This is a genomic window from Gudongella oleilytica, from assembly GCF_004101785.1.
In the GTDB taxonomy this organism is placed as follows: domain Bacteria; phylum Bacillota; class Clostridia; order Tissierellales; family Tissierellaceae; genus Gudongella; species Gudongella oleilytica.
Genome location: NZ_CP035130.1, coordinates 387012 through 413536 on the forward strand (window position 1 = coordinate 387012; position 26525 = coordinate 413536).

Sequence of the window (26525 nt, forward strand, 5' to 3'; positions counted from 1 at the left end):
ATGAAAAAAATACTCGATAGAAACCAAACAAAGCAACTGATTCTGACAGCAATTGCCCTCGTTGGCTTGGTAGTACTTAACCTTACCCTGGACAGCTACAAGATAAGGGTTGTAAATCTATGTCTTATCTACATTATTTTGGGACTTAGCATGAACCTTATAAACGGCTTCACTGGATTGTTCTCACTTGGACATGCAGGCTTTATGGCAATAGGGGCATACACTGTGGCACTTCTTACCATACCACCTGAGATGAAGGAAATGAATTTCTACATGAAGCCCATCCTTCCAGCTCTATTGAACCTTAATATGCCGTTTATCTTTGCGCTTCTTATGGGAGGGATAATGGCGGCAATATTCGGATTCCTTATTGGAGCTCCGGTACTAAAGCTTACTGACGATTACCTTGCAATTGCAACTCTGGGTTTTTCAGAGATAATCAGAGTCGTGATAATTAACATGCAGACTATCACCAATGGAGCATTGGGGCTGAAGGGGATCCCTCAGCATACCAATGATGCTATTGCTGGTCTGTTCGGGGTGGCACCAAAGACCAATCTTCTCTGGGCTGGAGTGGCAGCCATTCTGACCATATTTGTCATGATACGTCTTATGGAGGGAAGCTACGGAAAGGCCTTCAAGGCAATCAGAGAGGACGAGGTCGCAGCAAGGTCAATGGGGATAAACCTTTTCAGGCATAAGGTAATGAGCTTTACAATAGGCTCATTTATGGCTGGAGTTGGTGGCGGACTTCTGGCGGTTTCCCTTGGAACAATAGACCCGACCCTGTTCAAATTTGCACTTACCTTTAACATCCTTCTAATAGTAGTTCTTGGGGGTATGGGAAATATCAAGGGCACGGTCATATCTGCAATAGTAGTTACAATCGCAATGGAGGGCTTGAGATTCCTGGATGCGGCAATAAACCTGGGCTTTATGACAACCCCTGCACTCCCGGGACTTAGAATGGTAGTATTCTCATTGATCCTTATGATTGTCATCATCTTCAAGAAGGACAACATATTCCTTACGACATATATGAAAGTGAGGGCTCGATATGCTAAGAATCAATAATGTGACCATGAGATTCGGCGGCGTGGTTGCAGTAAACAGCTTCGACGCCCATATAGACAAGGGAGAGATAGTAGGACTGATTGGACCCAATGGTGCAGGAAAAACAACCGTTTTCAACATGGTCACAGGTGTTTACAGGCCTACTGAGGGGACGATTTCCTATCTTCCCGAAGGCAAGGAAATGGACATAACCGGTATGAGACCTGACAGGATAGCTGATATAGGCATATGCAGGACTTTTCAGAACATCAGACTTTTCAAGGACCTTCCCGTGGAGGACAACGTGTTTATTGGAAGCCACTTAAGGCTAAAAAGCGGTGTATTGTCATCTATCGTAAGATCCTCAGGCTATGTCAAGGAGGAGAAGACCATGATGGAGAAGGCACATTATCTTCTTGAAAAGGTTGGGCTCTATGACCAGAGGAAGGAAAAAGCATATTCTCTGGCGTATGGCATGCAGAGAAGGCTTGAGATAGCAAGAGCACTTGCCACAGACCCAAAGCTTCTGCTTCTTGATGAGCCGGCAGCGGGAATGAATCCTCAGGAGACTCAGGACCTTATGGACTTTATCAGGGACATAAAGGATGAATTCGGCCTGACCATATTCCTCATCGAGCACCACATGGAGGTCGTTATGGGGATATGCGACAGGATATATGTTCTTGACCATGGTATAAACATTGCTGAAGGAAACCCTGCGGATATCCAAAACAATCCGAAGGTAATAGAAGCTTATCTGGGGGTGGAGTGATGCTTTCCATTAAGGATCTTTACGTAAGCTACGGGGGTATTAAGGCTCTCAGAGGAATAAATATAGATATTGAAGATAACAAGATAGTGACTCTTATAGGTGCCAATGGGGCCGGAAAGTCATCTACACTCAGGGCTATAATGAATCTGGTAAAGAAGGAATCAGGGACAGTCACTTACAATGGTGAGGACTTCACGAATCTCAGGACCATGGATATCGTTAAGAAGGGTATAGTTCTTTCGCCTGAGGGAAGAAGGGTATTCGCAAACCTTACAGTTGAAGAGAACCTCATACTCGGGGCATATACGGTGAACGACAAGGCAGCCATAGACAAAGAGATGAAAAAGGTGTATGAGCTTTTTCCAAGGCTCAAAGAGAGAAGCTGGCAGAAATCAGGCACATTGTCCGGTGGCGAGCAGCAGATGCTTGCCGTAGGCAGGGCGCTTATGGTAAAGCCTAAGGTCCTGATGCTTGATGAGCCTTCCCTTGGGCTGGCACCGCTGTTGGTAAAGGACATTTTTGAGATAATAAAGGAGCTCCACAGACAGGGCAACACAATTCTGCTTGTAGAACAGAACGCTAAGAAAGCCCTTGAGATTGCGGATTATGCCTATGTTCTCGAAACAGGTCAGCTGACACTGCAGGGTGAAGGCAAAGAGCTGTTGAATGACGAAAAGGTAAAGGCAGCATATCTGGGAGAGGCGAAGTAAACCAGTGCACAATGCACAATGAACAATGAACAATGAACAATGAACAATGAACAATGAACAATGAACAATGAACAATGAACAATGAACAATGAACAATGAACAATGAACAATGAACAATGAACAATGAACAATGAACAATAAGCTAAGAGCTAAGAGCTAAGAGTTAAGAAGATGGCTGTTAGTTATCAGTAGGTAGTAGTCAGCAAAACCTTAGATTCTTCAGCAAGCCTTATAATGACAACACTCTTGTCATCCCGACCGTAGTGGAGGGATCTCTAACGCCTATCGCCTAGCGCTTAACGCTTTGTAATATTACTGTAACCATAATTCCCCCAACCTTGGGTATAAACCTACCATAAGGAAGGGGGATCATTGTATATGAGACGAAAACTACTATTATCATTAGTTCTAATATTTGCTCTCTCGCTTGGGAGCATGACCTTTGCCCAACTGGAGAGCAAGCTTGAGGGGCATTGGGCCAGGAATGAAATCGATAAGACCTTCATGGCTTACTATTTTCCGTATATGGCAAAGAACAGCTTCGAAGGCTTCGAACCGAATACAGGAACCACCAAGCAGGATTTTACACTGTCACTTATATCCTTGTTCAGGGACAGGGGCTATGAGGTCTCAGGACTTGGCGACCCGGGTATCCTGACCAGAAGAGATATGGCCTCCATCATTGGCTCAAGGCTTGTCGAAACCGGCTTTGCAATTGATGGCAGCCACCAGCTTCCATTTACAGACATTAGCTCAATGAGTGAGGCAGAGAAGGGTTATCTGTCCCTGTTGCATCAGCTTGGGATAGTAAAGGGTGAAAGCAACTCTGTATTCAATCCCATCAGACGGCTTTCACAGGTAGAGGCGGTCGTCCTGGTTCAGAGACTGGATGGGGTACTGAAGAAGCAGAATGAGATATCCTTCCAGGTAACCAACAATGAACAAAGCTATGACAAACAGGAAGAAATGGCCACCATGATCGGAGAGGACAAGGTCACGTTAATAATAACCAAGGAATTTCCCACACCGGGATATTCTCTTGAGATAGAAAAGATCGTTAGAGAAAACGAACTGTTCAGGATCCACTTCAGGATCGATCAGCCTGACCCTGACATGATTTACCCCCAGGTCATAACCTATCAGACGCTGACTGTTGAAATTCCTAAGGCGGAGCTTGGAGAACCACCCTACAACTTTGTTGTCGAGGGGTTCAGAATTACCGACTAGCTAAGGCGGAATAAACGAGAGCAGGGCTGTTGCAGTTTGCAACGGCCTTTATTTTTGCTATAATATATCCAAACAGTAACGACTTATGAAACGATCGACCAGATAAAATGGAGGGGGGATAATATGGAGGCTACTATTGCAAGGGATGCAAAGAAAATAGTAATAAAAATCGGAAGCAGCACGCTGACAAGCCCGGACGGCAGTATCGACAAGGGCTTTCTGGACAGCTTTGCCTCTCAGGTGAAGGAGCTTATGGATCAGGGCAGGAAGGTCATACTTGTTTCCTCAGGTGCAGGCGCGGCCGGTGCAAACACAATAGGGAAGTGGTCCAGAAAGGGAGACCTCCATTACAAGCAGGCATTGTGCGCTATCGGCCAGGTGGAGCTTATGGACTCCTACAGAAGGACCTTTGATCAGTATGGTATCCATATAGCCCAGATACTCCTTACCAAGGAGGATTTTGACTCCAGTCAGAGAACTATGAATATACGAAACACCCTTTTTACCCTTATGGACGAAGGCGTCATCCCAATTGTCAACGAAAACGACACAGTCAGCACCGACGAGATCAAAATTGGAGACAACGACATTCTTGCTGCAAATACCGCTGTTGTTTGGGGAGCAGACCTCCTTGTACTTCTAAGCCGGATAGAGGGGATCTACGACAGCAATCCAAGCACACATGGCGACGCCCATATAATACCGATGATCGAGGATATAGATTCTCTTGAGGAGAAGCTCTCCCTGGCAGATCCTGAATCAACCAAAGCTGGCGGCATCAAGACGAAGCTTAAGGCGGCAAAGCTTGCCAACAAGTACGGGATCCCGATGATAGTAGTCAACGGGAAGATCGAGAACGTTATAAAGAGAATAGCAGAAGGAGATATAGAGGGCACCTTGTTCGCACCACATTCAAAATAAAGCAGACCAACAAATGGGGTATCGGCTATGATGTCACATTTAATACCATAAGAAAACAGACACAGGATATCATATCCTTTGGCATAGGTTCAAGGCTTTTGAATTTCCTCGCCGCTTTTTATGGGATATGGAAGCTGAACAAGCTATATGGCTTTCTGACTTGGGCTGAGATCGGCATGAAGGGGGTGAAGCGCTTCATGGCAGGGATCGTAATGCCCTCGATCCTGGTCCTTTTGACCGGCAGCTTCGGTGAGCTTGCCCAAGGCAGCTTTACTGGTACATTAGTCCTTATGGTGGTATCAGGAGCAATAGGGATAGGATCGTTTCTTTCCATTGTTTTCGTTACACGAGCTTAGAACACAAACCATTGTGTCCAGGAGGTATTAGGGATATAATGGTTTTTAATATATTTTATTAAAGAGGTGGTACTTATGAAGAATCCTTATATAGCAAAGAGATACTGGAAATCAGCCAGCAGCGAGCTGGCCAAAAGCGCGGACAAGGCAAGTGCAGCGAAGGATCTGATCAATTTTACCCTTGGCGATCCCGACGTTATCACTGATGAGAGGGTAATCAGGGCTGCCTTTGAAGATGCTCTCAAAGGGTACACAAGATACTCCGAATCTGTTGGGATGAAAGAGCTGCGTGAGGAAATATCGAAATACTACCTGGAGGAATATGGACACGAGGTCAAGCTTGAGAAGCTACTGATAACCACCAGTGCTTGTCAGGCGATGTGGCTTGTTATGGAGGCAATACTGGATCCCGGAGACGAGGTCATAATACCTAGTCCCCACTTCCCGCCATATCCCGATCAGGTGAAGCTTGCAGGCGGAATGCCGGTTTTTGTTGAGCTCCTTGAGGAAGAGGACTACCAGCTTAAGGTTGACAGGCTTGACAGGTCGATAACCGAAAGAACAAAGGCGATCATTATAAACACTCCGAACAATCCCATTGGCAGCTGTCTTACAAAGGAAACTCTCGAAAAAATCGGTGAGGTTGCGAAAAAGCACGACTTGTTGATAATAGCTGATGATATATATACTCTTTACAGCTATGAAGCACCCTTTGTCCCTATGTCGACTCTTCCAGGCCTTGAGGAAAGGACGATAACCATTGGAAGTTTCTCCAAGGATTACGCAATGACGGGCTGGAGAATTGGATACATCAAGGCTGAGAGCCACTTCATTGAAACCATGAAGGCAATTAATGAAAACAATGTATACTCTGCACCATCCGTATCCCAAAGGGCAGCTATACACGCTATCAGGATGAGAAAGGATATCCAGCCCGGTCTGTTAGAGGAATTCAAAAAAAGAAGCTACTACGCTTGGGAAAGGCTAAACAGGCTTAATGGTGTGCATGTGATGGAGCCTAAGGGTACCTTCTACCTGTTCCCTAATATTAAGGCTACAGGCCTGTCATCAGCAGAGGTTGCCGAAAGAATGCTTGAGGAGGCTCATGTTGCAGTGGTTCCGGGGAGCGCCTTCGGAAAGTCAGGGGAAGGGTATCTGAGACTGGCTGTGACCTTAAGCTGCGAGAAAATGGGTGAAGCCTTTGACAGACTGGAGAAGATGGATATATTTAAGTAAAAATTGTCTGGAGGGATACATTTGAGTAAAGTAGTACTTGTAGGAGTTCCTGGAATGAATGACCAGGAGGTTGAAGCTATAGAGAAATTTATAAGAGAAGAGGCTCCGGGAGTGGAATACGAGTTCCTTGGAAAGCCTGTTTTGTCTGATGATAAGCTTGTGGGAAAAGCAGCAGGTGCTGATATAATAGTGACATGGAACCAACAGATGAGCAATGAGTTGTATTCAAGACTCAAGCTTAAGGCTTTTTGCTGTGCCAGCACGGGATTCGATGCTGCGGATGTACCCTCTGCAACCAGACACGGGGTAATGGTTACCAACGCGAAGGATTACTGTGTGGATGAAGTATCTGCTCACGCTGTGATGCTTATACTGACTATGGCAAGAAAGCTTTGGCATGTAGCTGAAAATGCCAGGGAGGACAGATGGTCGGTCGACGGGATAGGTAGTGTAAAAAGACTATCCGATTCCACCGTAGGAATATTTGCCTTTGGGTCTATAGGGCGTGGGGTGGCAGAAAAATTAAAGGGCTTTGGAGTAAGGATGATATCCTACGACCCTTATGTTGAAAATGATGAAATGGATGCTTACGGAGTGACAAAGACGGGTTTCCATGAGCTTTTACGGGAGTCTGATTATATTACTATCCACGCACCTCTAACTGAAGAAACCAGTGGGATATTCTCAAAGGAAGCACTTGCAATGATGAAGCCTTCAGCGTATATTATAAACACTGCCAGGGGAAGGATAATCGACCAGGAGGCACTTTACGAAGCATTGGCGGAAGGAAGACTTGCAGGAGCGGGATTGGACGTACTATGGAATGAACCGCCAATGGAGATTGATAAGAAGCTTTTCGAGCTTAAAAATGTAATAATAACACCGCACAGTGCTTATTATTCAGATGAGGCACAGGAGCAGCAGCTAAGAATAACTGCAAGAGATGTCGGAAGGATCCTGAGGGGCGAAAGACCGATTAACCTGAGGAATCAAATTGACAATTGACAGTTGACAATGAAATTCACAATTCACAATTCACAATTCACAATTCACAATTCACAATTCACAAATCACAATTCACAATTCACAATTCACAAATCACAATTCACAATTCACAATTCACAATGGTCTGTCATCCCGACAGAAGCGGAGGGATCTCGTTTTTAGTTGGAAAGTTGGAATGTTGATAGAAAGGATGATCATATGCAAAAAAGACTACTAGGTCGAACAGGCTATGAGGTTTCAGTCGTGGGCTTTGGAGGGATACCTATCCAAAGGGTTGACAAGGATACAGCAACTGCAATGCTCAAGGAGGCTCTTAACCAAGGTATAAATTTCATAGATACAGCAAGAGGATACCTTGTGAGCGAGGAGCTGATCGGAGAGGCTCTTAAGGAGATTGGGAGGGATAGATTCATCCTGGCAACAAAGTCAATGAACAGGACCTACGAGGGAATCAAGGCTGAGCTTGCAATCTCAATGAAGAACCTTAAGACTGACTACATAGATCTCTACCAGTTCCACAACGTCAGAAGCTTTGAGGACTATGAAAGGCTGATGTCGGAGGATGGTGCATATAAATACGCAATTGAAGCCAGGGAAAAGGGACTTATAAAGCATATGGGAATTAGCAGTCATAGTGCTGATGTACTTAAGACAGCTGTCGAGACCGACTATTTCGAGACTATCCAGTTCCCGTATAACGCCGTGGAAAGACAGGGAGAGGACGTCTTCAAAAGGGCGAAGGAGCGAAATATCGGAGTTATAATCATGAAGCCCTTAGCCGGTGGAGCCATAAGCAAGGGCGAGCTTGCAATAAGGTTTATTCTGGAGAATCCAAATGTTTCAGTCGTTATCCCCGGGATGGATTCAGTGGAGCAGGTCGTTGAGAACGCCCAGCCTGGAAAGGATGGCAGAGGCCTTTCAGATGAAGAGAGAGCCCAGGTGGAGAGGGAAGCCAGCGAGCTTGGAACACAGTTTTGCAGGCGCTGCGGATATTGTGCGCCCTGCACAGTAGGGATCGATATCCCGACTCAATTCGTCCTGGACAGCTATTACACGAGATACAACCTCCAGCAATGGGCAACCGACAGGTACAACGCTCAGGCTGTAAGCGCTGCAGACTGTATAGACTGCGGCATGTGCGAAACAAGATGTCCCTATGATCTGCCAATAAGAGATATGCTGAAAAAGGTAGCGAGCCACTATTAAGCAGTGGATGAGTAAAAGTGGACAATTGACAATGGATATTCGTTCTTGTAATTCCGAGCGAAAGTCGAGGAATCTCAATAAGTTGGAAAGTTGGAATGCTGGAAAGGGAAAGATTTTGCAGTTCGCTATTAGCTGTTAGCTAAAAGAATTTAGATTCTTTAATGCTTTAATTATAATTGTGCATTGTGATCTGTGAATTGTGAATTGAATTCGGAGGTGTTTCCATGGATTTAATAAACGAACTTAAGCTTATGAGAGAGGTAATGTGGTCCAACCCTGGCTACATGGGCTTCAAGGATTACTGTGATACAATACCTGTAACCGAAGATGATGTAAGGGACGCCGAAGCACGTCTTAAGAGATTCGCGCCATATATCAGCAAGGTCTTTCCGGAGGTTGTGGACGGGATAATAGAATCCCCGATCTCATACATTCCAAATATGAGGGAGTGGCTGGTTGAATACTCAGGTGGCCCGGTTCCAGGTTTGCTGTATTTAAAACGTGACGATCTTCTTAATATCGCTGGTTCCATAAAAGCCCGTGGCGGGATATATGAGGTATTAAAGCATGCTGAGACCCTTGCCATAAAAGGAGGACTCCTTTCAGAGGAGGATGATTACTCAGTGCTTGACAGCGACCCGTTCAGAGAGTTCTTCGGCAGACATACGATCCAGGTAGGGAGCACAGGTAACCTGGGTCTTAGCATAGGAATAATGAGCGCATGTCTTGGCTTCAAGGTAATAGTACATATGTCGTCTGATGCCAGGGCTTGGAAGAAAGCCATGCTGAGAAGCAAGGGGGTCACTGTAGTCGAGTACCCCTATGATTACTCCATTGCAGTCGAAGAAGGAAGGAAGAACTCTGACCTCGACCCATTGAGCCATTTTGTCGACGATGAAAACTCAAAGGACCTGTTCCTGGGATATGCTGTGGGAGGCGTAAGGGTCAAAGCGCAGCTTGATTCCATGGGAATAGTCATAGACGAAGAGCATCCGTTAGCAGTATACCTGCCCTGCGGAGTTGGAGGAGGTCCGGGAGGTGTAGCTTATGGTCTTAAGCTTGTATATGGCGATAATGTCCACTGCTATTTTGCAGAGCCTACTCATTCGCCATGCATGCTGCTTGGACTTGCTACAGGCAAGCACGATCAAATAGCCGTTGAGGACATAGGTCTGGACAATAAGACTGAGGCTGACGGATTGGCTGTCGGAAGACCATCGTCATTTGTTGGAAGGATCATGGAACATCTTCTAAGCGGAGCATTTACCATTGACGACAAAAGGCTGTTTCAATATTTGAAGGCTCTGTACGAAAGAGAAGGAATATTCATTGAACCTTCTGCAACAGCAGGGTTCAGTGGTCCGATTTTTACAAGGGACCAGTACAAGGGCAAGGAGCCTGTCCAGTTGGTTTGGGCAACTGGGGGAAGTCTCGTGCCACAGGAGGAGAGAAAATTCTTTTTAAACAAATAATATCCGGGCTGCAGTATTTAACAGGGCTGCAGCCTTATTTACCGCCTTGACATCGAACATGTGTTCTGCTATATTTAACATATATAATACCGGGGTATCATGAATACTTGATAGTCGCGCCACAGACTGTCAGCAGGAGGTTGAATAAATGGAATGGATCGAACAGGATATTCTGGCCATTCTTCCAACCTACAGGGGTGACAAGGGCAATTGCACGCTCATTCTGGTGGAGGATGGTCAGCAAATCATTGAAAGAACTGTAAAAACCGTGATAAAGAAAATCTGTAAGCATAACCACATAGACCTTAAAGCAGCCAATGAAACCTATGGAGGCCTGCTGAACCTTAAGACCAATATCCCTTTGGTCATCTCGCCAGAGAGGATATTTATACAGCTTAAGGCAAGGGAGCCTGTGGGAAAGGACGATGGAGCTATGGGATATTTCAAGCTGGGAGGTATAGATGAGGTAATAGAAAGAGAAGGAGGAGCGATAATTCGGTTCAAAAACAAAACCGAGATAGACTGTCTCTGTTCAGCTGACAATGCGAGAAATCAGATTTCCAAGGGAAAGCTGGCCAAAGAGCTCTACGGAACCGTAAGGACACAATCAGTCCAGGAAAGCCTTGAATACTACCACAGCAAGGACGGGCCTGCTATGAAATCTGACATAGCGAGACTCTACATGAAGCTTGATGACCTGCTTCTAAAGCTTGGATAAGACCAGGTCGGCAACCCAGCAATTACTGCTGGGCTTTTTTATTTCTGCAGGGTTTGTTGTATCATTGCCTTACCGGTAATTCAAGGGAAGGCGCCTCTCCCAAAGGGAGAGTAAATATGGTAAAAGAAGTAGAGCAGTTGGCAGATGAGGCAAGATCAGGAAAAATGGAGAGCCTGGAGGAGCTGATAGACAGGATGTACCCGCTGCTTTCATCCTGTATAAGAAAGGGCGGCTGGAATCCGCAGGAAAGAGAGGATCTGCTTCAGGAGGGAAGACTTAGACTGATGGAGGCACTAAAGGAGTACGATCCTGAAAAAGGAGTTCCTGTGCTTGGATTTTTAAGCTCAAGGCTAAGGTACCTTTATCTTGGTATGAAGCGACCACAGGCCGTAATGTCTCTAAATGAAAGCTATGGTGAGGATGAGGATGAGTTTCTGGATCTTTTGGAGTCGGATATTGACATCCTTGAGGATATAATTGGAGACGAAACCATAAGAGAAGTAAGAAAAGCGGTTTCATCCCTTCCGGAGGTCCAGCAAAGAGTCATAGTGGATCTTTTCTACAACGGCTTGTCTCTTTCAGAGACAGCGAGTATCAACGGCGTTGCCTACAGGACAGTCGTAAACACTCGTACAGCCGCGCTTAAAAATCTAAGGAATATATTGGGGGATGTAAGATGATAACCAAGAAGCTTATAGGATATAACTACTCAGGCAGAAATGGGGAAGCCATAAAGTATATAGTAGTGCATGACACAGGGAATCCCTCAAGGGGAGCCGGAGCGGAGAATCATTGCCTGTATTTCAATAAACCGGGCAGAAATGCTTCAGCCCATTACCTTGTGGACAGCAGGGAGACACTTCAGCTTGTCGAGGACCATAACTCGGCATGGCACTGTGGGGACGGAAAAGGAAGATTCGGGATCACCAATAGAAATTCCATTGGTATCGAGCTGTGCATAAATATAGATGGAGACTGGGAGCTTACTAAGAAGCGTGGAATAGACCTGATCCGTTATTTGCTTATGAAGCATGATCTTCCAAAGGACAGGGTAGTCAGGCACTATGATGCAAGTCTCAAGAATTGTCCCGGGAAAATGTCGGCAATGGGCTGGAGGGAATGGACCAGATTCTATGATGAAATCTGAATTAAAACGACCTCCTTGGGTATATAAATCAAAGACCAAGCAAAAGGAGGAAGATCGGATGGACATAAACGAAGTGATCAAGGATATAGCCGAGAATCACCATGGGTATCTCAAGCAGGAGATGCCGGTGATAAAGGAGATGGCCAACAAGATACTGAAGGTACATTATAAGGATTGCCACGAGGAGCTTATCAAGGTCCACAGAGCATACGGAAAAGTAGAGAATGAACTTGAGCTTCAATTAGTCAAGAAGCAGCTCGTAGTTTTGCCGCTGATCCGGGAATACAACAAAAATGGAGACAGAGCTTTACTGGATGAAATAAGGCTTGCAGTCGAGGATGTTGAAAAGGACAATGATATCCTGCTGGAAGCCTTCGATGAGCTAAGAAGTGCAACTAATAATTACACCATGCCGCCAAGCGGCTGCCAGACATACAATACAACCTACAGGAAGATGGAAAAGCTGGAGGAGGAATCAAAAGCATATCTCGAGCTTGAAAGAAAAATGTATAAGGAAATACTCTAATGAGCGTACATCGCTCATTTTTTTTGCTATAATTCAATGTATAGCAAAGGAGATGACTCAATTGGGCATAATAATAATCCTTGCATCGGGGCTTTTCTTCACATTAAGCTCATTCTTCGGCAAGCTGGTCACAACTACAACTGACATGAATTCAATAGTCACAAGCTTCTTCAGGTTTTTCATCGGAGCGATCCTTATTTCCATCTACATGAAGTATAAAGGAGCAACATTTAAAGCCAACAAGCCAAAGCCTGTTATAATAAGAGCCGTGTTGAACGCATTTGGAATAATCCTGTTCACGATTTCTATAAACTATACAACGATAACCAATACCAACATGCTTAATCTTACATATCCGGTTTTTGTACTTATACTCGCTCCTTTTGTGACCGGTGAGAGGATAAGACCGTCAAGCTTTGTATACCTTATTGTTATAATGTTTGGAGTATACCTCGTTTCTCAACCCTCATTCGATCATATAAATACTGGAGACCTAATAGCTTTCTCATCAGCAGGGATAACCGGTCTTGGAACCCTATATCTCACCGAGGCGAGGAAGCACGACACTGGAGATACAATTATCCTTTATATTATGTATATCGGGCTTATAATAAACACTCCTTTGGCATTTAATGAGCTCATGAATTTTGATAATGCAGCCTTGCCATATATTTTGGCATCCGCCTTGCTTGGCATACTGGGTCAGGTATTTCTGACCTGGGGATACAAATATGTGGATTCAGCTACTGGTTCCCTGGTGTCTACCACCAGGATACTTATGGCAGCGCTCATAGGTGTACTTTTTCTTGGCGAGCCTTTTACTGACAATATCAAGCTGGGAATAATAATAATTTTTGGCGCGGTTGCCGGCTTAAGCGGGTATTTCCAGCGTCTGTTCAACAAGGTAAGGTCATCTGGGATAGGACATTGGGGCGGAGAATGATTCAATATAGGAGGTATAATTTATGAAAATCGTGATTGCATCGGATTCCTTTAAGGGATCATTAAGCTCCACAGAGGTGGCAGACAGTCTTGAGACTGGTATAAGAAGGATATATCCGGGAGCTGAGATATTAAAGCTGCCAGTGGCTGATGGCGGAGAAGGGACAGTGGATACCTTAGTGACAGGCCTGGGAGGAAGACTGATAACCGCTGAGGTTGTAGGACCCTCAGGAAACCTTATTACATCAAGCTTTGGCGTCCTGCCGGGAGGAGAGGCTATAATCGAGATGGCAGCTGCATCAGGACTGACACTGGTTAAGGATGGAAAGCTTGATCCGATGAACACAACGACCTTCGGAACAGGACAGCTGATCCTTAAGGCTCTCAGGATGGGCTGCAGAAGGATTTATATTGGCATTGGAGGCTCAGCAACCAACGACGGGGGAGTGGGGATGGCTCAGGCGCTGGGGGTGTCTTTTAAGGACTTAAGTGGCAATGAGATAGTCTTTGGCGGAGGCGCCCTTAAATACCTTGAGACTATAGATATCTCAGGAAGGACTGAGTTGCTGGATGGGGCAGAGGTTATCATAATGTCTGATGTAACCAATCCTCTATGTGGAGTTAAGGGCGCTTCACGAGTCTATGGGCCACAGAAGGGAGCGGATCCTGAAATGGTTGAGATGCTTGACAGCAATCTTCTCAGGTATGGAGAAAAGATAAAAGAAACACTGGGGTTGGATATTATCGATATGCCGGGTAGTGGAGCAGCTGGTGGACTTGGTGCCGGTCTTGTGGCATTTTGCAATGGAAGGCTTGAACGAGGTATAGAGATGATCCTTGATCTACTCCAATTTGAGAGTAAGCTTGAGGGAGCAGATCTCGTAATAACTGGAGAAGGCAGGATCGACAGTCAGTCCGCCTATGGAAAGGTACCATCAGGGGTTGCAAGTAGGGCTATGACACAGGGAGTACCAGTAATAGCAATTGCAGGTGGTCTGGGAGAGGGCTATGAAAAACTTTATGAGACCGGAGTAAAGCTTATACTGCCGGTTATCGACAGGCCAATGACGCTTGAGGAAGCCATGAAAGATGCCAGGAGATTAGTTGCTGATACAGGAGAACGCATCGCAAGAATGATTTAGGGACATCGGGGACGGTTCTTTTTGTCCCAGATTATTACGGAAAAGTAACAATTCGAGACAAAAAGGACCGTCCCCGGTGTCCTGATTATTTGGCTATATACTGAACATTATACCCTGAAGCCTTCAGTCTGTCGATAATTGAGTTCTCAACAGTGAAGTGTCCCGCTCCGACAACCAGGAAGTAGGTAGCTTCTCCTTGTGCATCGAGCAGCTCCATTATTTTATTTGCCATATTCTCATCTCTTTCGCCAAACAACATCATGGCAAGCTCCCTGGAGATTTCATCCTCTTCCTCCATTGAGTCCGCGTAGCTCTCAGTGAAGCTCTCGTAGTCACCCTTCTGCCACTGGATCAACCATTCTTTCAGAAGATCCTGTTCCTCATCGCCTTCATCAGTAGGATCAAGTATTGCATCAACAATGCTTTCCAGGTACATTACCTGAACCTTCTTTGACAGTCCATCGAACATATCAGCCTGGAAGGCTATTCCCTCGAGCTCAACTATCGGCATTCCCATAAGCATTGCCTTGGTCATGAAATATAAGTCTATGCCAAGCATAGCCGCTTGTTGGCCATCCTCAAGGCTGTCTGAGTTTGAGGTATGGATCGCGTTTAGATTGTTTGCAAGACTCCACGGTTTAAAGGTTGAATAAGCCTCATATGGTATTCCATACAACTCAAGAGCCTTGATCACTTTTTCATGAAGCTCAGCCGGTATATGATCCCTTATTGAGGTTCCATCCTGGTACATGGACTTCTCCATGAAATACTCCATCCCACCTGACTGGTCGAATAGATTTGCCTCAACATACAGAGCTTGTGATTCTCCAAAGGCCTCCTTTATAGAATTATCGACCGGATATACCAGATTATCACCAATGTGTATGGAGCCAAGAAGGTAGACCTTATTACCTCCCTTTTCCGCCAACCACATAAATCCTCTTGATCCTGCATCTTGCTCGTTGTAAACTGCTTCAACGAGCCTTGTTCCAAAAATTACGCCATGCTCCGATGTACAGGGTGCATCCAAGGCATTTCCGGTACCAGTGCCTCTAAGAACTCCCATCTTGGTGAAATATTCCTCAGGTGTCCCATCAAGCTCCAACCCGAACTTTTCCAAAATATTATAAAGCTGTGTCAGAAATTCTCCCCTTGCCAAAGGCATCTCGGGGATCAAATAAGTTTCGACTGCAGTTCTTTCATAACCTAATGCCTCAAGTCTTTCTTCAATTCCGCTTAGTATCATATCGGCTCTTTCGGTAGTTATCTGATCCCGGAATCCGTCATAATACCACGAAGGATCAAACAGTCCATATCTTTCACCTTCGTTAAGATCCTCTAGTGCCCACGGACTGAAATCAGGAATCGGTGCTTCATTCGCCCAAACTGATGTGAAGGATGAAAACACCAGAAGTAATGCCAGAAGAAGAACGTGAAATTTCTTATTCGATACATGATTTTTCATTGCCAGGTCATCCCCTTTCTTTGGTTACATATTAATTATCCCCTATTGCGAACTATATGTCAAAAAATGGAGAGCATAATAGTGGCTTTTCCCTGCCCTTTGCTGTATCAATATGGACATCGCAGGGGTATAATGAAGCTAACTAAGTTGTATCTTCAGTGAGGAGGATTAGGATGAGGATTGGAATAATAGGGCTTGGCGGGGTAGGAAGAGCATTAATATCGCTACTGATCGAAAAAAGTGACGAGCTTATTACGATGGGGGTAAAGCCGAAAATAGTATTTGTGCTAAACAGCAGCTCCGGATGCTATAGAGAAGAAGGAATCGATCTAAGGGAGCTCCTCGATCATCTGGAAACATCCAGGGACCTTTCTCTTCTTGATGGAGGCTTCCAGGGAGGAGATATCCACGGTCTTCTTGATGTTGCAAATCTGGATTTTCTTATTGAAGCGACTCCAACTGACAAGACTACCGGTGAGCCTGCACTAGGCCATATCCTGTCTGCACTTGGAAGGGGAGTAAATGTAGTCACGGCAAATAAGGGCCCTGTAATGCTTTACTATAGAAGACTTAAGGACCTTGCGGATACTATGGGAGTGAGCCTTGGTATCGGCTGTACGGCAGGTGGTGCGCTCCCTACCATAAGCAGCGGGCAGTATGATCTTTTGGGGGCACGGGTAACAGGAATACGAGGAGTGCTTAATGGAACAACCAACTACATATTGACCTTGATGGAGGAGGAAGGCCTGGAATATATCGAAGCTCTTGGTAAGGCCCAGAAGGAGGGTATAGCAGAGACGGATCCCGCCATGGACGTCGAGGGCTGGGATACGGCAATAAAGCTTATAATAATTACAAATGCCCTTATGGGTTCAAATTTAAAGCTTCAGGATGCCAGCATCGAGGGCATACAAAATCTAAAACTTGAAGACGTAAATAAAGCTATTGCACAAGGCAAGAAGATTAAGCTTATTGGGAAGGTGCAAAGGGAAGGAAATAGCTGGAATTTAGTTGTTGCTCCGGAGGCTGTCGACAAAAATGATATCTTCTTTGGTGTCAACGGGAAGAATAAGGGGATCCAATATTTGACCGATACCCTGGGAGAGGTTGCGGTCCTTGGTGGAGCATCCAATTTAAAAGGAGCCGCTGCTTCCTTACTGAGGGATTTGCTGCAGATATGGAGCAAAATCAAATGAAATAAAAATGAAAACAATTGAATCATTCAAAAAAATTATAATTTTTTAAAAAAGGTGTTGACTCTTTTCAGAAAAGAGTATAGAATCAATTTTAATTTAACATACTGAAGCAGCAATGATGGAGACAAGACTGTAATAGCTTTGATAACAGAGAACCGGCACAGGGTGAGAGCCGGGATCAAGGTGTACAGGGATAATCACTCCTGAGCTTTCGAGGCGAAATGAGAAAAGTAGCCGAGACCGGGAATCCTGAGAAACAGGATGTGCCACCGTTATATGGCTAGGGCTAAAAGCAATGCTTTGGGCCTGATGAGTCAGCCCTCGCGAGAGTGCTGGAAAATAGGGTGGTACCGCGAATAGACCTTCGTCCCTGAGACACGTTTAGTGTTTCAGTGACGGAGGTTTTTTATTTATTAAAAGGAGGAAGAAGAAAATGACAAAGACACTGCATGCAATGGTTAAAAACGGACCAGAATCGCTAATGAGAATAACAGGACTTATGAAAAGAAGAGGCTGTGAAGTCAAGAGCCTTAGCCTGGAGCTTGATGAGGATTCCTCAATGTCGACTCTTGTCATTACACTTGGTGCAAATGATGATGAAATGGACAACATAATAATGCAGATGAGAAGATTTCAAGACGTATTTCAATTAATTGAAAAATATGGTTGTAGTGTCAAAACAGCCGATTTTAAGCCCACAATCTTACAAAATGTTGAGTTGAAAACATTGTTTCCCAAATGTCTTGAATATTTGTCAAGATATCCGGAAGAAAACGGTCCTGTCTTACCTTTTTCAACACTCTTTTAACGTTGATTGCTGTAATTTTAAACCCAAACCACATTTTTGAGCGCAGATAACCCCGGACAGGCATTTGATCAACATGGTGCTTGCGCCTAAGGACGGAGGGTATGCCTTCCACTCCGTTTCGTATTCTTGCCAGTTCCTGGTATTTTGGCAGAGAATACTTTTGTAGATATTCGGCCCGTTGAACCGTTTTTTCGGTAATCATCACGTAGTTGGATTTCTTTTGGGGTTTCATGCCACATTGATTTCGTAGCGGACAATCCTGGCAGGCGCTCAGTGTAAAAGAGGCCCGATAGATTCCTGTCTGTTGGTAATAGCAAGTTTTGTATGGTTTTTTCCCAGCTGGGCATTTTAACACCTTATGATTCTCGGTATCGAGTTTGAAATGGGCTTGTACTTCATTTGGGGCTTTTCCCAAGAGGGAGGTGGTCACCAGATCTATGTTGTTGGCTTCTGCCATTAAGGTGTTCTCGGTACTGGCATAGGCTCCGTCAGCTACCAGGGTGGTCTTCTCTTTCTGAGGGCCCATCTCTTCGATGGTTTTTCGACAAAACTCATTGTCGCTGTGGGTGTTGGGCTGATATTCGTAGGCGGTGATCATACTGCCTTCTTTACCTGTGGTTTCAACGACATGTGCCACATAGCCTTTATGGTTCTGGCCGCTTTTCCAGCGGAAGGTGGCGTCTGGGTCGGAGGGGTTTTGCATACTCTGGGTCGAGATATCTTTTTTCGGCTTAGCTATGGTCGTTCCTGTGTCATCGGTGTGGGTTTGTTCTTCCATCACTCGGACCAGGTGGTGATAAGCTTCTGTTTGTTGGCTTATTACCGGCACCAGGTCCATCAGGTGTTTCGCATCCTGGATAACAGCATTCAGGCGTTGGTCCAGGTCTTCATGGCGCTGGTGGTAGATGATCTGGTTTCGGTGTTCTTCTTTCAGGTAGGTCTGCAGGGGTTGCACCAATGTTGTTTCACCGTTTTTATGAAGCTGCTTTACCAAGTTGGCAACACAGGTGTACAAAATTTCAAGGCGGCTCATCTTCTTGCTGCCAGAGGCCACCATCAGGCTGTCCATTCGTTTTAAAGTGGGTTCGATGTTTAGGTACTTTCGAAAGGCTTCGGCCAGATCAACCATTTCTTCTTTTAGTAAATCTTCGCCGGTGTTCAGTTCGTGATAGTACAATCGTTCACGAAATCGGCTGAAGGTGCGGTCGCTGAAGGGTTGTTCCTTGAAACTGGTGGTGCGTAGTGCTACTTGAAACCGTACGTCGCACAGGATGGATTCCAGCAGGTCTTCGTCAGTTAGGCTAAACAGTTCTTTAATGATCAACGCACCGATGATGGCATTGACAGGCGTGTTGGGTCGGGTAGCCGGATTGTCACTGTACAAGACCGCGAACCGTTTTTCGTTAATCTGTGGAAAAATGATCTCTGAAAAACCGGCGGACCATGATTTCTCAACAAATTTCTTAACACGTGGCGGGAGGTTAAGCAGCGCATCTTCCATGTTGATTTGTTGGACAGCATTGGGTTTAAAAGCCATAATATCCACCTTTCCGAATTACCTGTGATACCTTTATTATATCACAAATAGGTCGGAAAATGTTAATATTGCAATGCTTCTAAGGCGTTTTTCAGTTACATTAATGGTCGTTGCTGTTAGTTGGACAAGATTTTTATGATTGTACTTGGGTGTGAAAAGTACTTTTGACACCTAAACCAAAATATAATTAAAAAAGGGAGAGGTAAAATGGCGAAGCTTTATTATGAAAATGATTGTAATCTGCAGGTACTTAGCGGCAAGAAGGTAGCGGTAATAGGCTATGGAAGCCAGGGACATGCACATGCCCTCAATCTTACTGAATCCGGAGTGGAGGTCATGGTAGGACTTTATGAGGGGAGCAGATCATGGCAGAAGGCTGAGGAGGTCGGACTAAAGGTTACAACCTCCGGAGATGCTGCTGAGTGGGCAGATATCGTAATGCTTCTTGTCAACGATGAAAAGCAGGTAGAGCTCTATGAAAAGAGTATTAAGAAAGCACTTAGGCCAGGAAAGTATCTTGCTTTCGCTCATGGCTTCAACATACATTACGGTCAAATAGTTCCTCCTGAGGATGTCAATGTGTTCATGGTTGCTCCAAAGGGACCTGGGCATACGGTAAGAAGCCAGTATCAGGAAGGAAAGGGAGTTCCTTGTCTTGTCACTACATATCAGGATCCAAGCGGTGACACAATGGATGTAGCGCTTGCATATGCAGCCGGGATCGGTGGAGCAAGAGCTGGAGTGCTTAAGACGACTTTCAAGGAAGAGACTGAAACAGACCTGTTCGGAGAGCAGGCAGTTCTTTGCGGCGGAGTAACTGCACTTATGAAGGCAGGCTTTGAGGTGTTGGTTGAAGCGGGCTATGAGCCGGAGAGCGCATATTTTGAGTGCCTTCATGAGATGAAGCTTATAATAGACCTGGTTAATCAGGGCGGTCTTAGCTACATGAGACATTCAATAAGCGATACAGCTGAATACGGAGATTATGTTACTGGAAGCAGAATAATAACTGAAGACACCAAAAATGAGATGAGAAAGGTACTTAAAGAGGTTCAGAATGGAACCTTCGCAAAGAACTGGATCCTTGAGAATAAAGCAAACAGACCTTACTTCAACGCCATGAGAAGGATCGAAAAAGATCATCCCATGGAGGTAGTAGGAAGAGAGCTCAGAAAGATGATGAGCTGGCTTAAGAAATAGGAAGGGGCGGTAAATCAATATGAGGAGCAATAGTGTAAAATCTGGGGTTGAGAAGGCCCCTCACAGATCATTGATGAAGGCTCTTGGACTGACGATTGAGGAGATTGAAAAGCCTCTTATCGGTGTTGTAAATACCTTTAATGAGATCGTCCCTGGTCATAAGCACCTGAGAGAGGTTGCAGAGGCAGTTAAAAGAGGCGTACTAATGAGCGGCGGCACGCCGCTTGAATTCCCGGCTATTGCAGTATGCGACGGGATTGCCATGAATCACCAGGGGATGAAGTATTCTCTGGTAAGCAGGGAGCTTATTGCTGACAGCGTGGAGGTAATGGCTATGGCACATGGGCTAGACGGACTTGTTATGATTCCCAATTGTGACAAGGTCGTGCCAGCGATGCTTATGGTTGCAGCAAGGCTCAACATCCCAACGATTATTGTCAGCGGAGGCCCGATGCTTGCAGGAAAACACCGGGGAAGGTACATAGATCTAAGCAGTATGTTTGAAGCTGTAGGAGCTGTAAAAGCAGGAAACATGAGCGAGGAAGAGCTCCTTGAGATGGAGGATTCCGCTTGTCCTGGCTGCGGCTCATGTGCTGGGATGTTTACGGCAAACTCCATGAACTGCATGACAGAGGCTCTCGGGCTTGCACTTCCCGGAAATGGTACCATACCAGCAGTTTACGGGGAGCGGATGAGACTTGCCAAATACTCAGGGATGAAGATCATGGAGCTGGTCGAAAAAGATGTAAGACCAAAGGACATAATGACTGAGGACGCATTCCACAACGCACTGGTAGTTGATATGGCTCTTGGCTGCTCTACAAACACAGTTTTGCACCTGTCAGCCATAGCATATGAAGCAGGGGTCCCAATCAACCTTGATATTATAAATGATATAAGTATGGCAACTCCTAATCTCTGCAGACTGAGTCCTGCAGGACCTGACCATATTGAAGATCTTTACGAGGCTGGCGGGATACCAAGGGTAATGAAGGAGCTTAGCAAAAAGAATCTTCTTAAGCTGGATGTAAAGAACGTTACCTGCAGAAGCCTTGACGATGTCCTTAAGGAAGTAAAGGAGCTGCCTCAAACGGTTATTGCGCCAATAGACAAGCCATATAGTGAAACTGGCGGGATAGCGGTACTTAGAGGGAACCTTGCACCAGACGGAGCTGTAGTCAAGAAGTCAGCGGTAGCACCTGAAATGCTCGTACACTCAGGACCTGCCAGGGTATTCGACAGCGAAGAGGAAGCAGTGGATGCAATACTTGGCAGAAGGATAAATAAGGGCGAGGTTTTGGTAATAAGGTATGAAGGACCGAAGGGTGGTCCTGGTATGAGGGAGATGCTCTCACCAACTGCAGCACTTGCAGGAATGGGTCTTGACAAGGATGTAGCCCTGATAACAGACGGCAGGTTCTCCGGAGCCACAAGGGGAGCATCGATCGGTCACGTGTCGCCTGAAGCGGCGCTTGGCGGAACCATAGCCTTGGTAAAAGAGGGAGACAGGATAAATATAGACATGATGAAGGGCTCACTGGACCTTGAGGTATCAGATGATGAGCTTGCAATAAGAAAACAGGATTGGAATTACGTTCCTAATGAGGTATTCGGATATCTTAAAAAGTATGAAAAAATAGTCAAGTCTGCTTCAACAGGGGCGGTGTGTATACCATAGAATATTAGAAGGCGGAGATGGAGATATGAGACTGAAGGGTTCAGAAATAGTGATGGAAAGTCTTTTGAGAGAGGGTGTGGATACTATCTTCGGCTATCCGGGAGGTGCAGTGATCCCTCTTTATGATGCATATACAAAGTATAGAGAAAGGATCCGGCACATACTTACCAGCCACGAGCAGGGTGCCTCACACGCTGCAGACGGCTATGCTAGGTCCAGCGGGAGAGTAGGCGTATGCATAGCTACATCCGGACCAGGGGCTACCAATACTGTTACAGGGATCGCAACTGCCTATGCCGACTCAGTCCCGATGGTTATTATAACCGGGCAGGTAGCTTCGTCGCTTCTCGGAAGAGACTCCTTCCAGGAGGTGGACATAACCGCAATAACCATGCCCATAACCAAGCACAACTATCAGGTAAAGGGAGTAGTTGAGATCGCTCCTACTATCCACGATGCCTTCAGGATAGCAAATTCCGGCAGGAAGGGACCGGTCCTTGTAGATATTCCAAAGGATATTATGATGGCTGAGTCAGAGTATGTCACTCAGGATGATGATATTGACTGTAGAGGGCCTAACAATGAAGGAGACCTCAATGAGCTTGCAAGAATGATCGATGCATCTGAAAAACCGGTTATTTACAGCGGCGGTGGAGTAATATCCTCTGGAGCGGCGGAAGAGCTCTTAAGGCTATCAGAAAAAGGCGATATTCCCGTCGCAAACAGCCTGATGGGTCTTGGAGGATTTCCAAGGGACCATAGGCTTTCACTGGGACTTGTGGGTATGCATGGATTCAGGGAGACAAATCTGGCAATGTGTCATGCAGATCTTATAATCGCGATCGGAGCAAGATTCAGCGACAGGGTGATAGGTAAGGCGGAAGCCTTTGGTCCAAAGGCAAAGGTAATTCAGCTGGATATAGACGGAGCAGAGATAGGCAAGAACAAGGCAGTGGATGGCTACGCCGTAGGAGATCTGAAGGAAATTTTGTCCGTTATTTCAGATAGTATAGAAAAAAAAGACCGCTCCATGTGGCATAATGATATAATAAAGCTAAAGGATCAAAAAACTCCCTTTGACGGTGCATGGAGTGCAGTAAGTGCCCTTAAGCACGCCAACGAGCACTTTAAGGACTCCATAGTTGTAACAGATGTCGGTCAGCACCAGATGTGGACCGCTCAGCACTGGAGCTTCAAAAGACCAAGAACCTGGCTTTCATCCGGAGGCCTTGGAACGATGGGCTATGGGCTTGGAGCTGCAATCGGTGCCCAGACTGCAAATCCTCAAAAAGAAGTGGTACTCGTCACAGGCGACGGGAGCTTCAGGATGAACTGCAACGAGCTGGGCACTGTATCCAAATATGGACTTCCGATAACGATCCTTTTGTTCAACAACAACACACTTGGAATGGTCAGACAATGGCAGGGAATGTTCTGCAACGACAATTTTTCAGAAACTGATTTGGGAGATGAGGTCGACTTCATGGCCCTTGGAGAAGCCTATGGCATCAAGGGAAGAAGAGTGGTTGATCACGAGGAGCTTGAAAGTGCCTTGAAGTGGGCAAAGCAAGAGAGGAGACCTGTTATAATAGAATGCAAATTCCCCATGGATCAATGGGTTTATCCTATCGTTCCTGCAGGGAGAGCAATAAATGAAATGATATATGAGAAAGGGAGAGTGTAAATATGACAAGTTGGGTATTTTATCAGGGCAAAATCGTTCCTGAGGAAGAGGTAAGCATAAGCATAAGGTGTAAAGCCTTCAACTATGGACTTGGGTGTTTTGAAGGTATAAGGGCTTATTGGGACGAAGAGGGACAACAGCTTTACGGATTCAGACTCAAGGAGCACTATGAAAGACTTTTGGAGTCCTGCAAGGCACTTTATATGGACATTCCTTACACAGTACAGGAGCTATGCGATTTCACGGTTGAGCTTTTAAGGAAGAATAATTTTAAAACTACGACATACATAAGACCAGTGGTTTACAAGGGTTCAAACAGCCTTACACCGACCCTTAAAGATGAAGACAATAGACTTGTTATCTACTGCCAGCCATTGGGAAGCTATTCAGGAAAAACGGAACTGAAAGTTGCAGTCTCAAGCTGGAGAAGGATCACAGACAATATGATCCCTCCAAGAACAAAGGCGACTGGTGGTTATCTTAACTCAGCACTTGCATCTCTCGAGGTACTGCAAAATGGATTCGATGAGGCAATATTCCTGACTCAGGACGGCAAAGTATGCGAGGGCCCTGGTGAAAATATTTTCCTTGTCAAGAAAGGCAAACTTGTAACACCACCACTTTCAGATGATATCCTCGAGGGAATAACAAGAGATACAGTAATGACCCTTGCTCGTGAGGAGCTGGGAATGGAGGTAGTGGAGAGAAGTGTTTCAAGGACTGAGCTATACAATGCTCAGGAGGTATTCTTCAGCGGCACTGCAATGGAGGTAACAGCTGTAGTCGAGGTGGACAGAAGGAAGGTCGGTACAGGCAAAGAAGGAGAAGTCTGCAAGAAGCTCCGCGATATGTTCTTTGATGTGGCAACCGGTAAGAATGAGAAGTACAAAGGGTATGGGACAGCGGTCTATTAAGGCAGTGAATAGTGAACAATTGACAATTCACGATTCACAATTCACAATTCACGATTCACGATTCACAATTCACGATTCACAATTCACGATTCACAATTCACAATTCACAATGAATAATGAATAATAGGGATAATCATTGGTCGCCAGTTAAGACTCAAGATTCTTCGCTGAAGCTCAGAATGACAACATTTCTGTCATCCTGAACGAAGTGAAGGATCTTTTCTTAGTTCTTCACTCTTAGTTCTTAGCTTATTTATTGATTGTCCATTGTCAATTGCTTTCTAATTTCCCACTTATTGAACATTTTCAATGTATAAATTTTTGGTTTTATGGTATCATTAGGTATACGAAATACATACAAAAGGAGCAGAATAAATGAATCAGCTACTTATTACACTGGCATCATTTGCACTCATACCAATTTTGATCAAGAAAAAAATGAAATTGAGCAATACCATATTTGTAGTGACCATAATAATATCCTTACTCTCTGGGATAGGTATTGATGGATTGGCCAAGACAGTTATTAAAATATTTACTAATCCAAATTCCCTGGATACTATAATTACAGTAGCAATGGTCGGCATGCTTGGCAGCCTGATGAAGCACTACGGGATTCTGGATGGAATAGTAAATACTATGCTCAAGGTAATATCCAACAAGAAGATTGTAATGATGCTCATACCCTCAATGATAGGTGTTCTGGTGGTGCCGGGTGGAGCAGTTCTATCTGCCCCGTTTATTAACAGCCTTGGTGAGGAAATGAATATCGAGCCCCCAAAAAGAGCTGCCATAAATCTGATTTTCAGACATATATCCATGTTTCTTCTGCCATTCTCGACTGTCCTTTTGTTTGTAAAGGCTTCTATCCCGGAGATAAACATATACAAGGTCATAGCTTTCAGTATACCTTTTTTAGCAGGTATTATGGCTATTGCGTACTACCTTTATCTTAGAGGATCGGGGAATGGCAAGGAGGTCAAAAGTACTGACCGGGGCAGGAGTATTCTAAAGCTTCTAATTTTGACTATTCCTATCTATATATCAGTAGTTATCAACGTCATAACCGGACTGCCATTTTTTATTTCCATGCTTGGAAGCATTATTGCAGTTTACTTTTTAGGAAATAAGAAAGATTTTATGAGAACAGTTATAAAGTCATTCAATCTACACACCGTGCTTATGGTTTTGTCCATATTGATACTAAAGGATGTAATCCTTCAGCTTGGAGACATGCTTTCATTGGTTGAAGGAGCACTTTCAGGAATGGGTAGTGGCATAGGTGTAATGATCGTGTTCACAATTGTATCCATCTTTTTCGGATATATAACTGGATATCCTACATCAGCTCTTGCGATAACTCTTCCGCTTCTGAGCATGATGGAAATGAGCATGAATTCGATCCATATATATGTCTACTTTTTATTGACCGCATCCTTTGCGGGCTACTTTTACTCACCGCTGCACCTATGCCAGGTTTTGACTCTAGGAGAAATGAAGGTGGGAACCCTTGAGCTTTATAAGGAATACAGGCTGTATGCGATTCTGCAGCTACTGTTGATCTATGGGACCACGCTGCTGTTATTGATGCTATTTGCTTAGGAGGTAGA

At 45.0% G+C, this 26525-nt stretch carries 25 protein-coding genes and 1 other annotated feature; of the genes, 23 read left to right on the forward strand and 2 right to left on the reverse strand.

Going from position 1 to position 26525, the window contains the following annotated elements; all coding sequences use genetic code 11:
* The 16 genes from EC328_RS01785 to EC328_RS01865 all read left to right on the forward strand — a co-directional run bounded on the left by EC328_RS01785 (position 1) and on the right by EC328_RS01865 (position 14433).
* The gene (locus EC328_RS01785; RefSeq protein ID WP_128425211.1) at positions 1 to 1074 is read left to right on the forward strand and encodes a branched-chain amino acid ABC transporter permease; all 1074 of its coding nucleotides are present in this window, start codon (positions 1 to 3) and stop codon (positions 1072 to 1074) included.
* Positions 1058 to 1825, forward strand: a complete 768-nt coding sequence (locus EC328_RS01790; protein WP_128425212.1) for an ABC transporter ATP-binding protein — start codon at positions 1058 to 1060, stop codon at positions 1823 to 1825. Before EC328_RS01785 ends, EC328_RS01790 begins: the two co-directional genes overlap by 17 nt.
* Positions 1825 to 2535, forward strand: a complete 711-nt coding sequence (locus EC328_RS01795) for an ABC transporter ATP-binding protein (RefSeq protein ID WP_128425213.1) — start codon at positions 1825 to 1827, stop codon at positions 2533 to 2535. Before EC328_RS01790 ends, EC328_RS01795 begins: the two co-directional genes overlap by 1 nt.
* A gap of 378 nt (positions 2536 to 2913) precedes the next feature.
* Positions 2914 to 3762 carry a protease complex subunit PrcB family protein gene (locus EC328_RS01805; protein WP_128425215.1) on the forward strand — a complete coding sequence of 283 codons (849 nt, stop codon included), beginning with the start codon at positions 2914 to 2916 and terminating at the stop codon, positions 3760 to 3762.
* Between the two features lie 123 nt (positions 3763 to 3885).
* Entirely contained in the window at positions 3886 to 4683 is a 798-nt protein-coding gene (proB, locus tag EC328_RS01810; protein ID WP_128425216.1) for a glutamate 5-kinase, read from the forward strand.
* A 98-nt stretch (positions 4684 to 4781) separates the two neighbouring features.
* Positions 4782 to 5039 carry a hypothetical protein gene (locus tag EC328_RS01815; RefSeq protein ID WP_128425217.1) on the forward strand — a complete coding sequence of 86 codons (258 nt, stop codon included), beginning with the start codon at positions 4782 to 4784 and terminating at the stop codon, positions 5037 to 5039.
* 75 nt (positions 5040 to 5114) lie between these two features.
* Positions 5115 to 6275: an aminotransferase class I/II-fold pyridoxal phosphate-dependent enzyme gene (locus tag EC328_RS01820; RefSeq protein ID WP_128425218.1), complete on the forward strand. Its 1161-nt coding sequence runs from the start codon at positions 5115 to 5117 to the stop codon at positions 6273 to 6275.
* 21 nt (positions 6276 to 6296) lie between these two features.
* Complete coding sequence (locus EC328_RS01825) at positions 6297 to 7280, forward strand: C-terminal binding protein (RefSeq protein WP_128425219.1); 984 nt, start codon at positions 6297 to 6299, stop codon at positions 7278 to 7280.
* 198 nt (positions 7281 to 7478) lie between these two features.
* Entirely contained in the window at positions 7479 to 8486 is a 1008-nt protein-coding gene (locus EC328_RS01830) for an aldo/keto reductase (protein ID WP_128425220.1), read from the forward strand.
* Between the two features lie 224 nt (positions 8487 to 8710).
* The gene (locus EC328_RS01835) at positions 8711 to 9958 is read left to right on the forward strand and encodes a D-serine ammonia-lyase (protein WP_128425221.1); all 1248 of its coding nucleotides are present in this window, start codon (positions 8711 to 8713) and stop codon (positions 9956 to 9958) included.
* Positions 9959 to 10106: 148 nt separating this feature from the next.
* On the forward strand, positions 10107 to 10676 hold the full coding sequence (locus tag EC328_RS01840) for a competence protein ComK (RefSeq protein ID WP_128425222.1): 570 nt from the start codon (positions 10107 to 10109) through the stop codon (positions 10674 to 10676).
* Positions 10677 to 10792: 116 nt separating this feature from the next.
* Entirely contained in the window at positions 10793 to 11356 is a 564-nt protein-coding gene (locus EC328_RS01845) for a sigma-70 family RNA polymerase sigma factor (RefSeq protein ID WP_128425223.1), read from the forward strand.
* Positions 11353 to 11823, forward strand: a complete 471-nt coding sequence (locus EC328_RS01850; protein ID WP_128425224.1) for a peptidoglycan recognition protein family protein — start codon at positions 11353 to 11355, stop codon at positions 11821 to 11823. The genes EC328_RS01845 and EC328_RS01850 overlap by 4 nt, the downstream gene beginning before the upstream one ends.
* A 58-nt stretch (positions 11824 to 11881) precedes the next feature.
* Positions 11882 to 12349 (forward strand): hemerythrin domain-containing protein, encoded by a 468-nt coding sequence (locus tag EC328_RS01855; protein WP_164906002.1) that lies wholly within the window; start codon positions 11882 to 11884, stop codon positions 12347 to 12349.
* Between the two features lie 61 nt (positions 12350 to 12410).
* Entirely contained in the window at positions 12411 to 13292 is an 882-nt protein-coding gene (locus tag EC328_RS01860; RefSeq protein ID WP_164906003.1) for a DMT family transporter, read from the forward strand.
* Positions 13293 to 13314: 22 nt separating this feature from the next.
* Positions 13315 to 14433, forward strand: coding sequence for a glycerate kinase (locus tag EC328_RS01865; RefSeq protein ID WP_128425227.1), 1119 nt, complete (start codon positions 13315 to 13317; stop codon positions 14431 to 14433).
* A gap of 85 nt (positions 14434 to 14518) precedes the next feature.
* Here the strand turns inward: EC328_RS01865 and EC328_RS01870 are convergent, their stop codons facing one another.
* Positions 14519 to 15898 (reverse strand): TraB/GumN family protein, encoded by a 1380-nt coding sequence (locus tag EC328_RS01870; protein WP_128425228.1) that lies wholly within the window; start codon positions 15896 to 15898, stop codon positions 14519 to 14521.
* A 173-nt stretch (positions 15899 to 16071) separates the two neighbouring features.
* Between EC328_RS01870 and EC328_RS01875 the strand changes: the two genes are divergently transcribed.
* Positions 16072 to 17094 carry a homoserine dehydrogenase gene (locus EC328_RS01875; RefSeq protein ID WP_128425229.1) on the forward strand — a complete coding sequence of 341 codons (1023 nt, stop codon included), beginning with the start codon at positions 16072 to 16074 and terminating at the stop codon, positions 17092 to 17094.
* Between the two features lie 106 nt (positions 17095 to 17200).
* Positions 17201 to 17469 (forward strand) — a binding site (T-box leader).
* A gap of 79 nt (positions 17470 to 17548) precedes the next feature.
* The gene (locus tag EC328_RS11895; protein WP_420841491.1) at positions 17549 to 17902 is read left to right on the forward strand and encodes an ACT domain-containing protein; all 354 of its coding nucleotides are present in this window, start codon (positions 17549 to 17551) and stop codon (positions 17900 to 17902) included.
* Here EC328_RS11895 and EC328_RS01885 read toward each other — a convergent pair.
* The gene (locus tag EC328_RS01885) at positions 17784 to 19439 is read right to left on the reverse strand and encodes a transposase (RefSeq protein WP_128425231.1); all 1656 of its coding nucleotides are present in this window, start codon (positions 19437 to 19439) and stop codon (positions 17784 to 17786) included. The genes EC328_RS11895 and EC328_RS01885 overlap by 119 nt on opposite strands.
* 207 nt (positions 19440 to 19646) lie before the next feature.
* On the opposite strand from EC328_RS01885, the gene ilvC reads away from it, so the two are divergent.
* From ilvC to EC328_RS01910, 5 genes are all read left to right on the forward strand, one after another.
* Positions 19647 to 20639, forward strand: coding sequence for a ketol-acid reductoisomerase (gene ilvC / locus EC328_RS01890; protein WP_128425232.1), 993 nt, complete (start codon positions 19647 to 19649; stop codon positions 20637 to 20639).
* Between the two features lie 19 nt (positions 20640 to 20658).
* On the forward strand, positions 20659 to 22317 hold the full coding sequence (ilvD, locus tag EC328_RS01895) for a dihydroxy-acid dehydratase (protein WP_128425233.1): 1659 nt from the start codon (positions 20659 to 20661) through the stop codon (positions 22315 to 22317).
* A 25-nt stretch (positions 22318 to 22342) separates the two neighbouring features.
* On the forward strand, positions 22343 to 24001 hold the full coding sequence (gene ilvB, locus EC328_RS01900; RefSeq protein WP_128425234.1) for a biosynthetic-type acetolactate synthase large subunit: 1659 nt from the start codon (positions 22343 to 22345) through the stop codon (positions 23999 to 24001).
* A 2-nt stretch (positions 24002 to 24003) separates the two neighbouring features.
* Entirely contained in the window at positions 24004 to 24915 is a 912-nt protein-coding gene (locus EC328_RS01905; RefSeq protein ID WP_128425235.1) for a branched-chain amino acid transaminase, read from the forward strand.
* A gap of 375 nt (positions 24916 to 25290) precedes the next feature.
* The gene (locus EC328_RS01910) at positions 25291 to 26517 is read left to right on the forward strand and encodes a DUF401 family protein (RefSeq protein WP_128425236.1); all 1227 of its coding nucleotides are present in this window, start codon (positions 25291 to 25293) and stop codon (positions 26515 to 26517) included.
* Positions 26518 to 26525 lie beyond the last annotated feature (8 nt).

What these genes read in the sequence shown, in the direction of transcription:
- EC328_RS01785 (WP_128425211.1), top strand. Translation starts at nt 1, where the DNA reads ATGAAAAAAATACTCGATAGAAACCAAACAAAGCAACTGATTCTGACA.
- EC328_RS01790 (WP_128425212.1), top strand. Translation starts at nt 1,058, where the DNA reads ATGCTAAGAATCAATAATGTGACCATGAGATTCGGCGGCGTGGTTGCA.
- EC328_RS01795 (WP_128425213.1), top strand. Translation starts at nt 1,825, where the DNA reads ATGCTTTCCATTAAGGATCTTTACGTAAGCTACGGGGGTATTAAGGCT.
- EC328_RS01805 (WP_128425215.1), top strand. Translation starts at nt 2,914, where the DNA reads ATGAGACGAAAACTACTATTATCATTAGTTCTAATATTTGCTCTCTCG.
- proB (WP_128425216.1), top strand. Translation starts at nt 3,886, where the DNA reads ATGGAGGCTACTATTGCAAGGGATGCAAAGAAAATAGTAATAAAAATC.
- EC328_RS01820 (WP_128425218.1), top strand. Translation starts at nt 5,115, where the DNA reads ATGAAGAATCCTTATATAGCAAAGAGATACTGGAAATCAGCCAGCAGC.
- EC328_RS01830 (WP_128425220.1), top strand. Translation starts at nt 7,479, where the DNA reads ATGCAAAAAAGACTACTAGGTCGAACAGGCTATGAGGTTTCAGTCGTG.
- EC328_RS01835 (WP_128425221.1), top strand. Translation starts at nt 8,711, where the DNA reads ATGGATTTAATAAACGAACTTAAGCTTATGAGAGAGGTAATGTGGTCC.
- EC328_RS01840 (WP_128425222.1), top strand. Translation starts at nt 10,107, where the DNA reads ATGGAATGGATCGAACAGGATATTCTGGCCATTCTTCCAACCTACAGG.
- EC328_RS01845 (WP_128425223.1), top strand. Translation starts at nt 10,793, where the DNA reads ATGGTAAAAGAAGTAGAGCAGTTGGCAGATGAGGCAAGATCAGGAAAA.
- EC328_RS01850 (WP_128425224.1), top strand. Translation starts at nt 11,353, where the DNA reads ATGATAACCAAGAAGCTTATAGGATATAACTACTCAGGCAGAAATGGG.
- EC328_RS01855 (WP_164906002.1), top strand. Translation starts at nt 11,882, where the DNA reads ATGGACATAAACGAAGTGATCAAGGATATAGCCGAGAATCACCATGGG.
- EC328_RS01865 (WP_128425227.1), top strand. Translation starts at nt 13,315, where the DNA reads ATGAAAATCGTGATTGCATCGGATTCCTTTAAGGGATCATTAAGCTCC.
- EC328_RS01870 (WP_128425228.1), bottom strand. Translation starts at nt 15,898, where the DNA reads ATGAAAAATCATGTATCGAATAAGAAATTTCACGTTCTTCTTCTGGCA.
- EC328_RS01875 (WP_128425229.1), top strand. Translation starts at nt 16,072, where the DNA reads ATGAGGATTGGAATAATAGGGCTTGGCGGGGTAGGAAGAGCATTAATA.
- EC328_RS11895 (WP_420841491.1), top strand. Translation starts at nt 17,549, where the DNA reads ATGGTTAAAAACGGACCAGAATCGCTAATGAGAATAACAGGACTTATG.
- EC328_RS01885 (WP_128425231.1), bottom strand. Translation starts at nt 19,439, where the DNA reads ATGGCTTTTAAACCCAATGCTGTCCAACAAATCAACATGGAAGATGCG.
- ilvC (WP_128425232.1), top strand. Translation starts at nt 19,647, where the DNA reads ATGGCGAAGCTTTATTATGAAAATGATTGTAATCTGCAGGTACTTAGC.
- ilvD (WP_128425233.1), top strand. Translation starts at nt 20,659, where the DNA reads ATGAGGAGCAATAGTGTAAAATCTGGGGTTGAGAAGGCCCCTCACAGA.
- ilvB (WP_128425234.1), top strand. Translation starts at nt 22,343, where the DNA reads ATGAGACTGAAGGGTTCAGAAATAGTGATGGAAAGTCTTTTGAGAGAG.
- EC328_RS01905 (WP_128425235.1), top strand. Translation starts at nt 24,004, where the DNA reads ATGACAAGTTGGGTATTTTATCAGGGCAAAATCGTTCCTGAGGAAGAG.
- EC328_RS01910 (WP_128425236.1), top strand. Translation starts at nt 25,291, where the DNA reads ATGAATCAGCTACTTATTACACTGGCATCATTTGCACTCATACCAATT.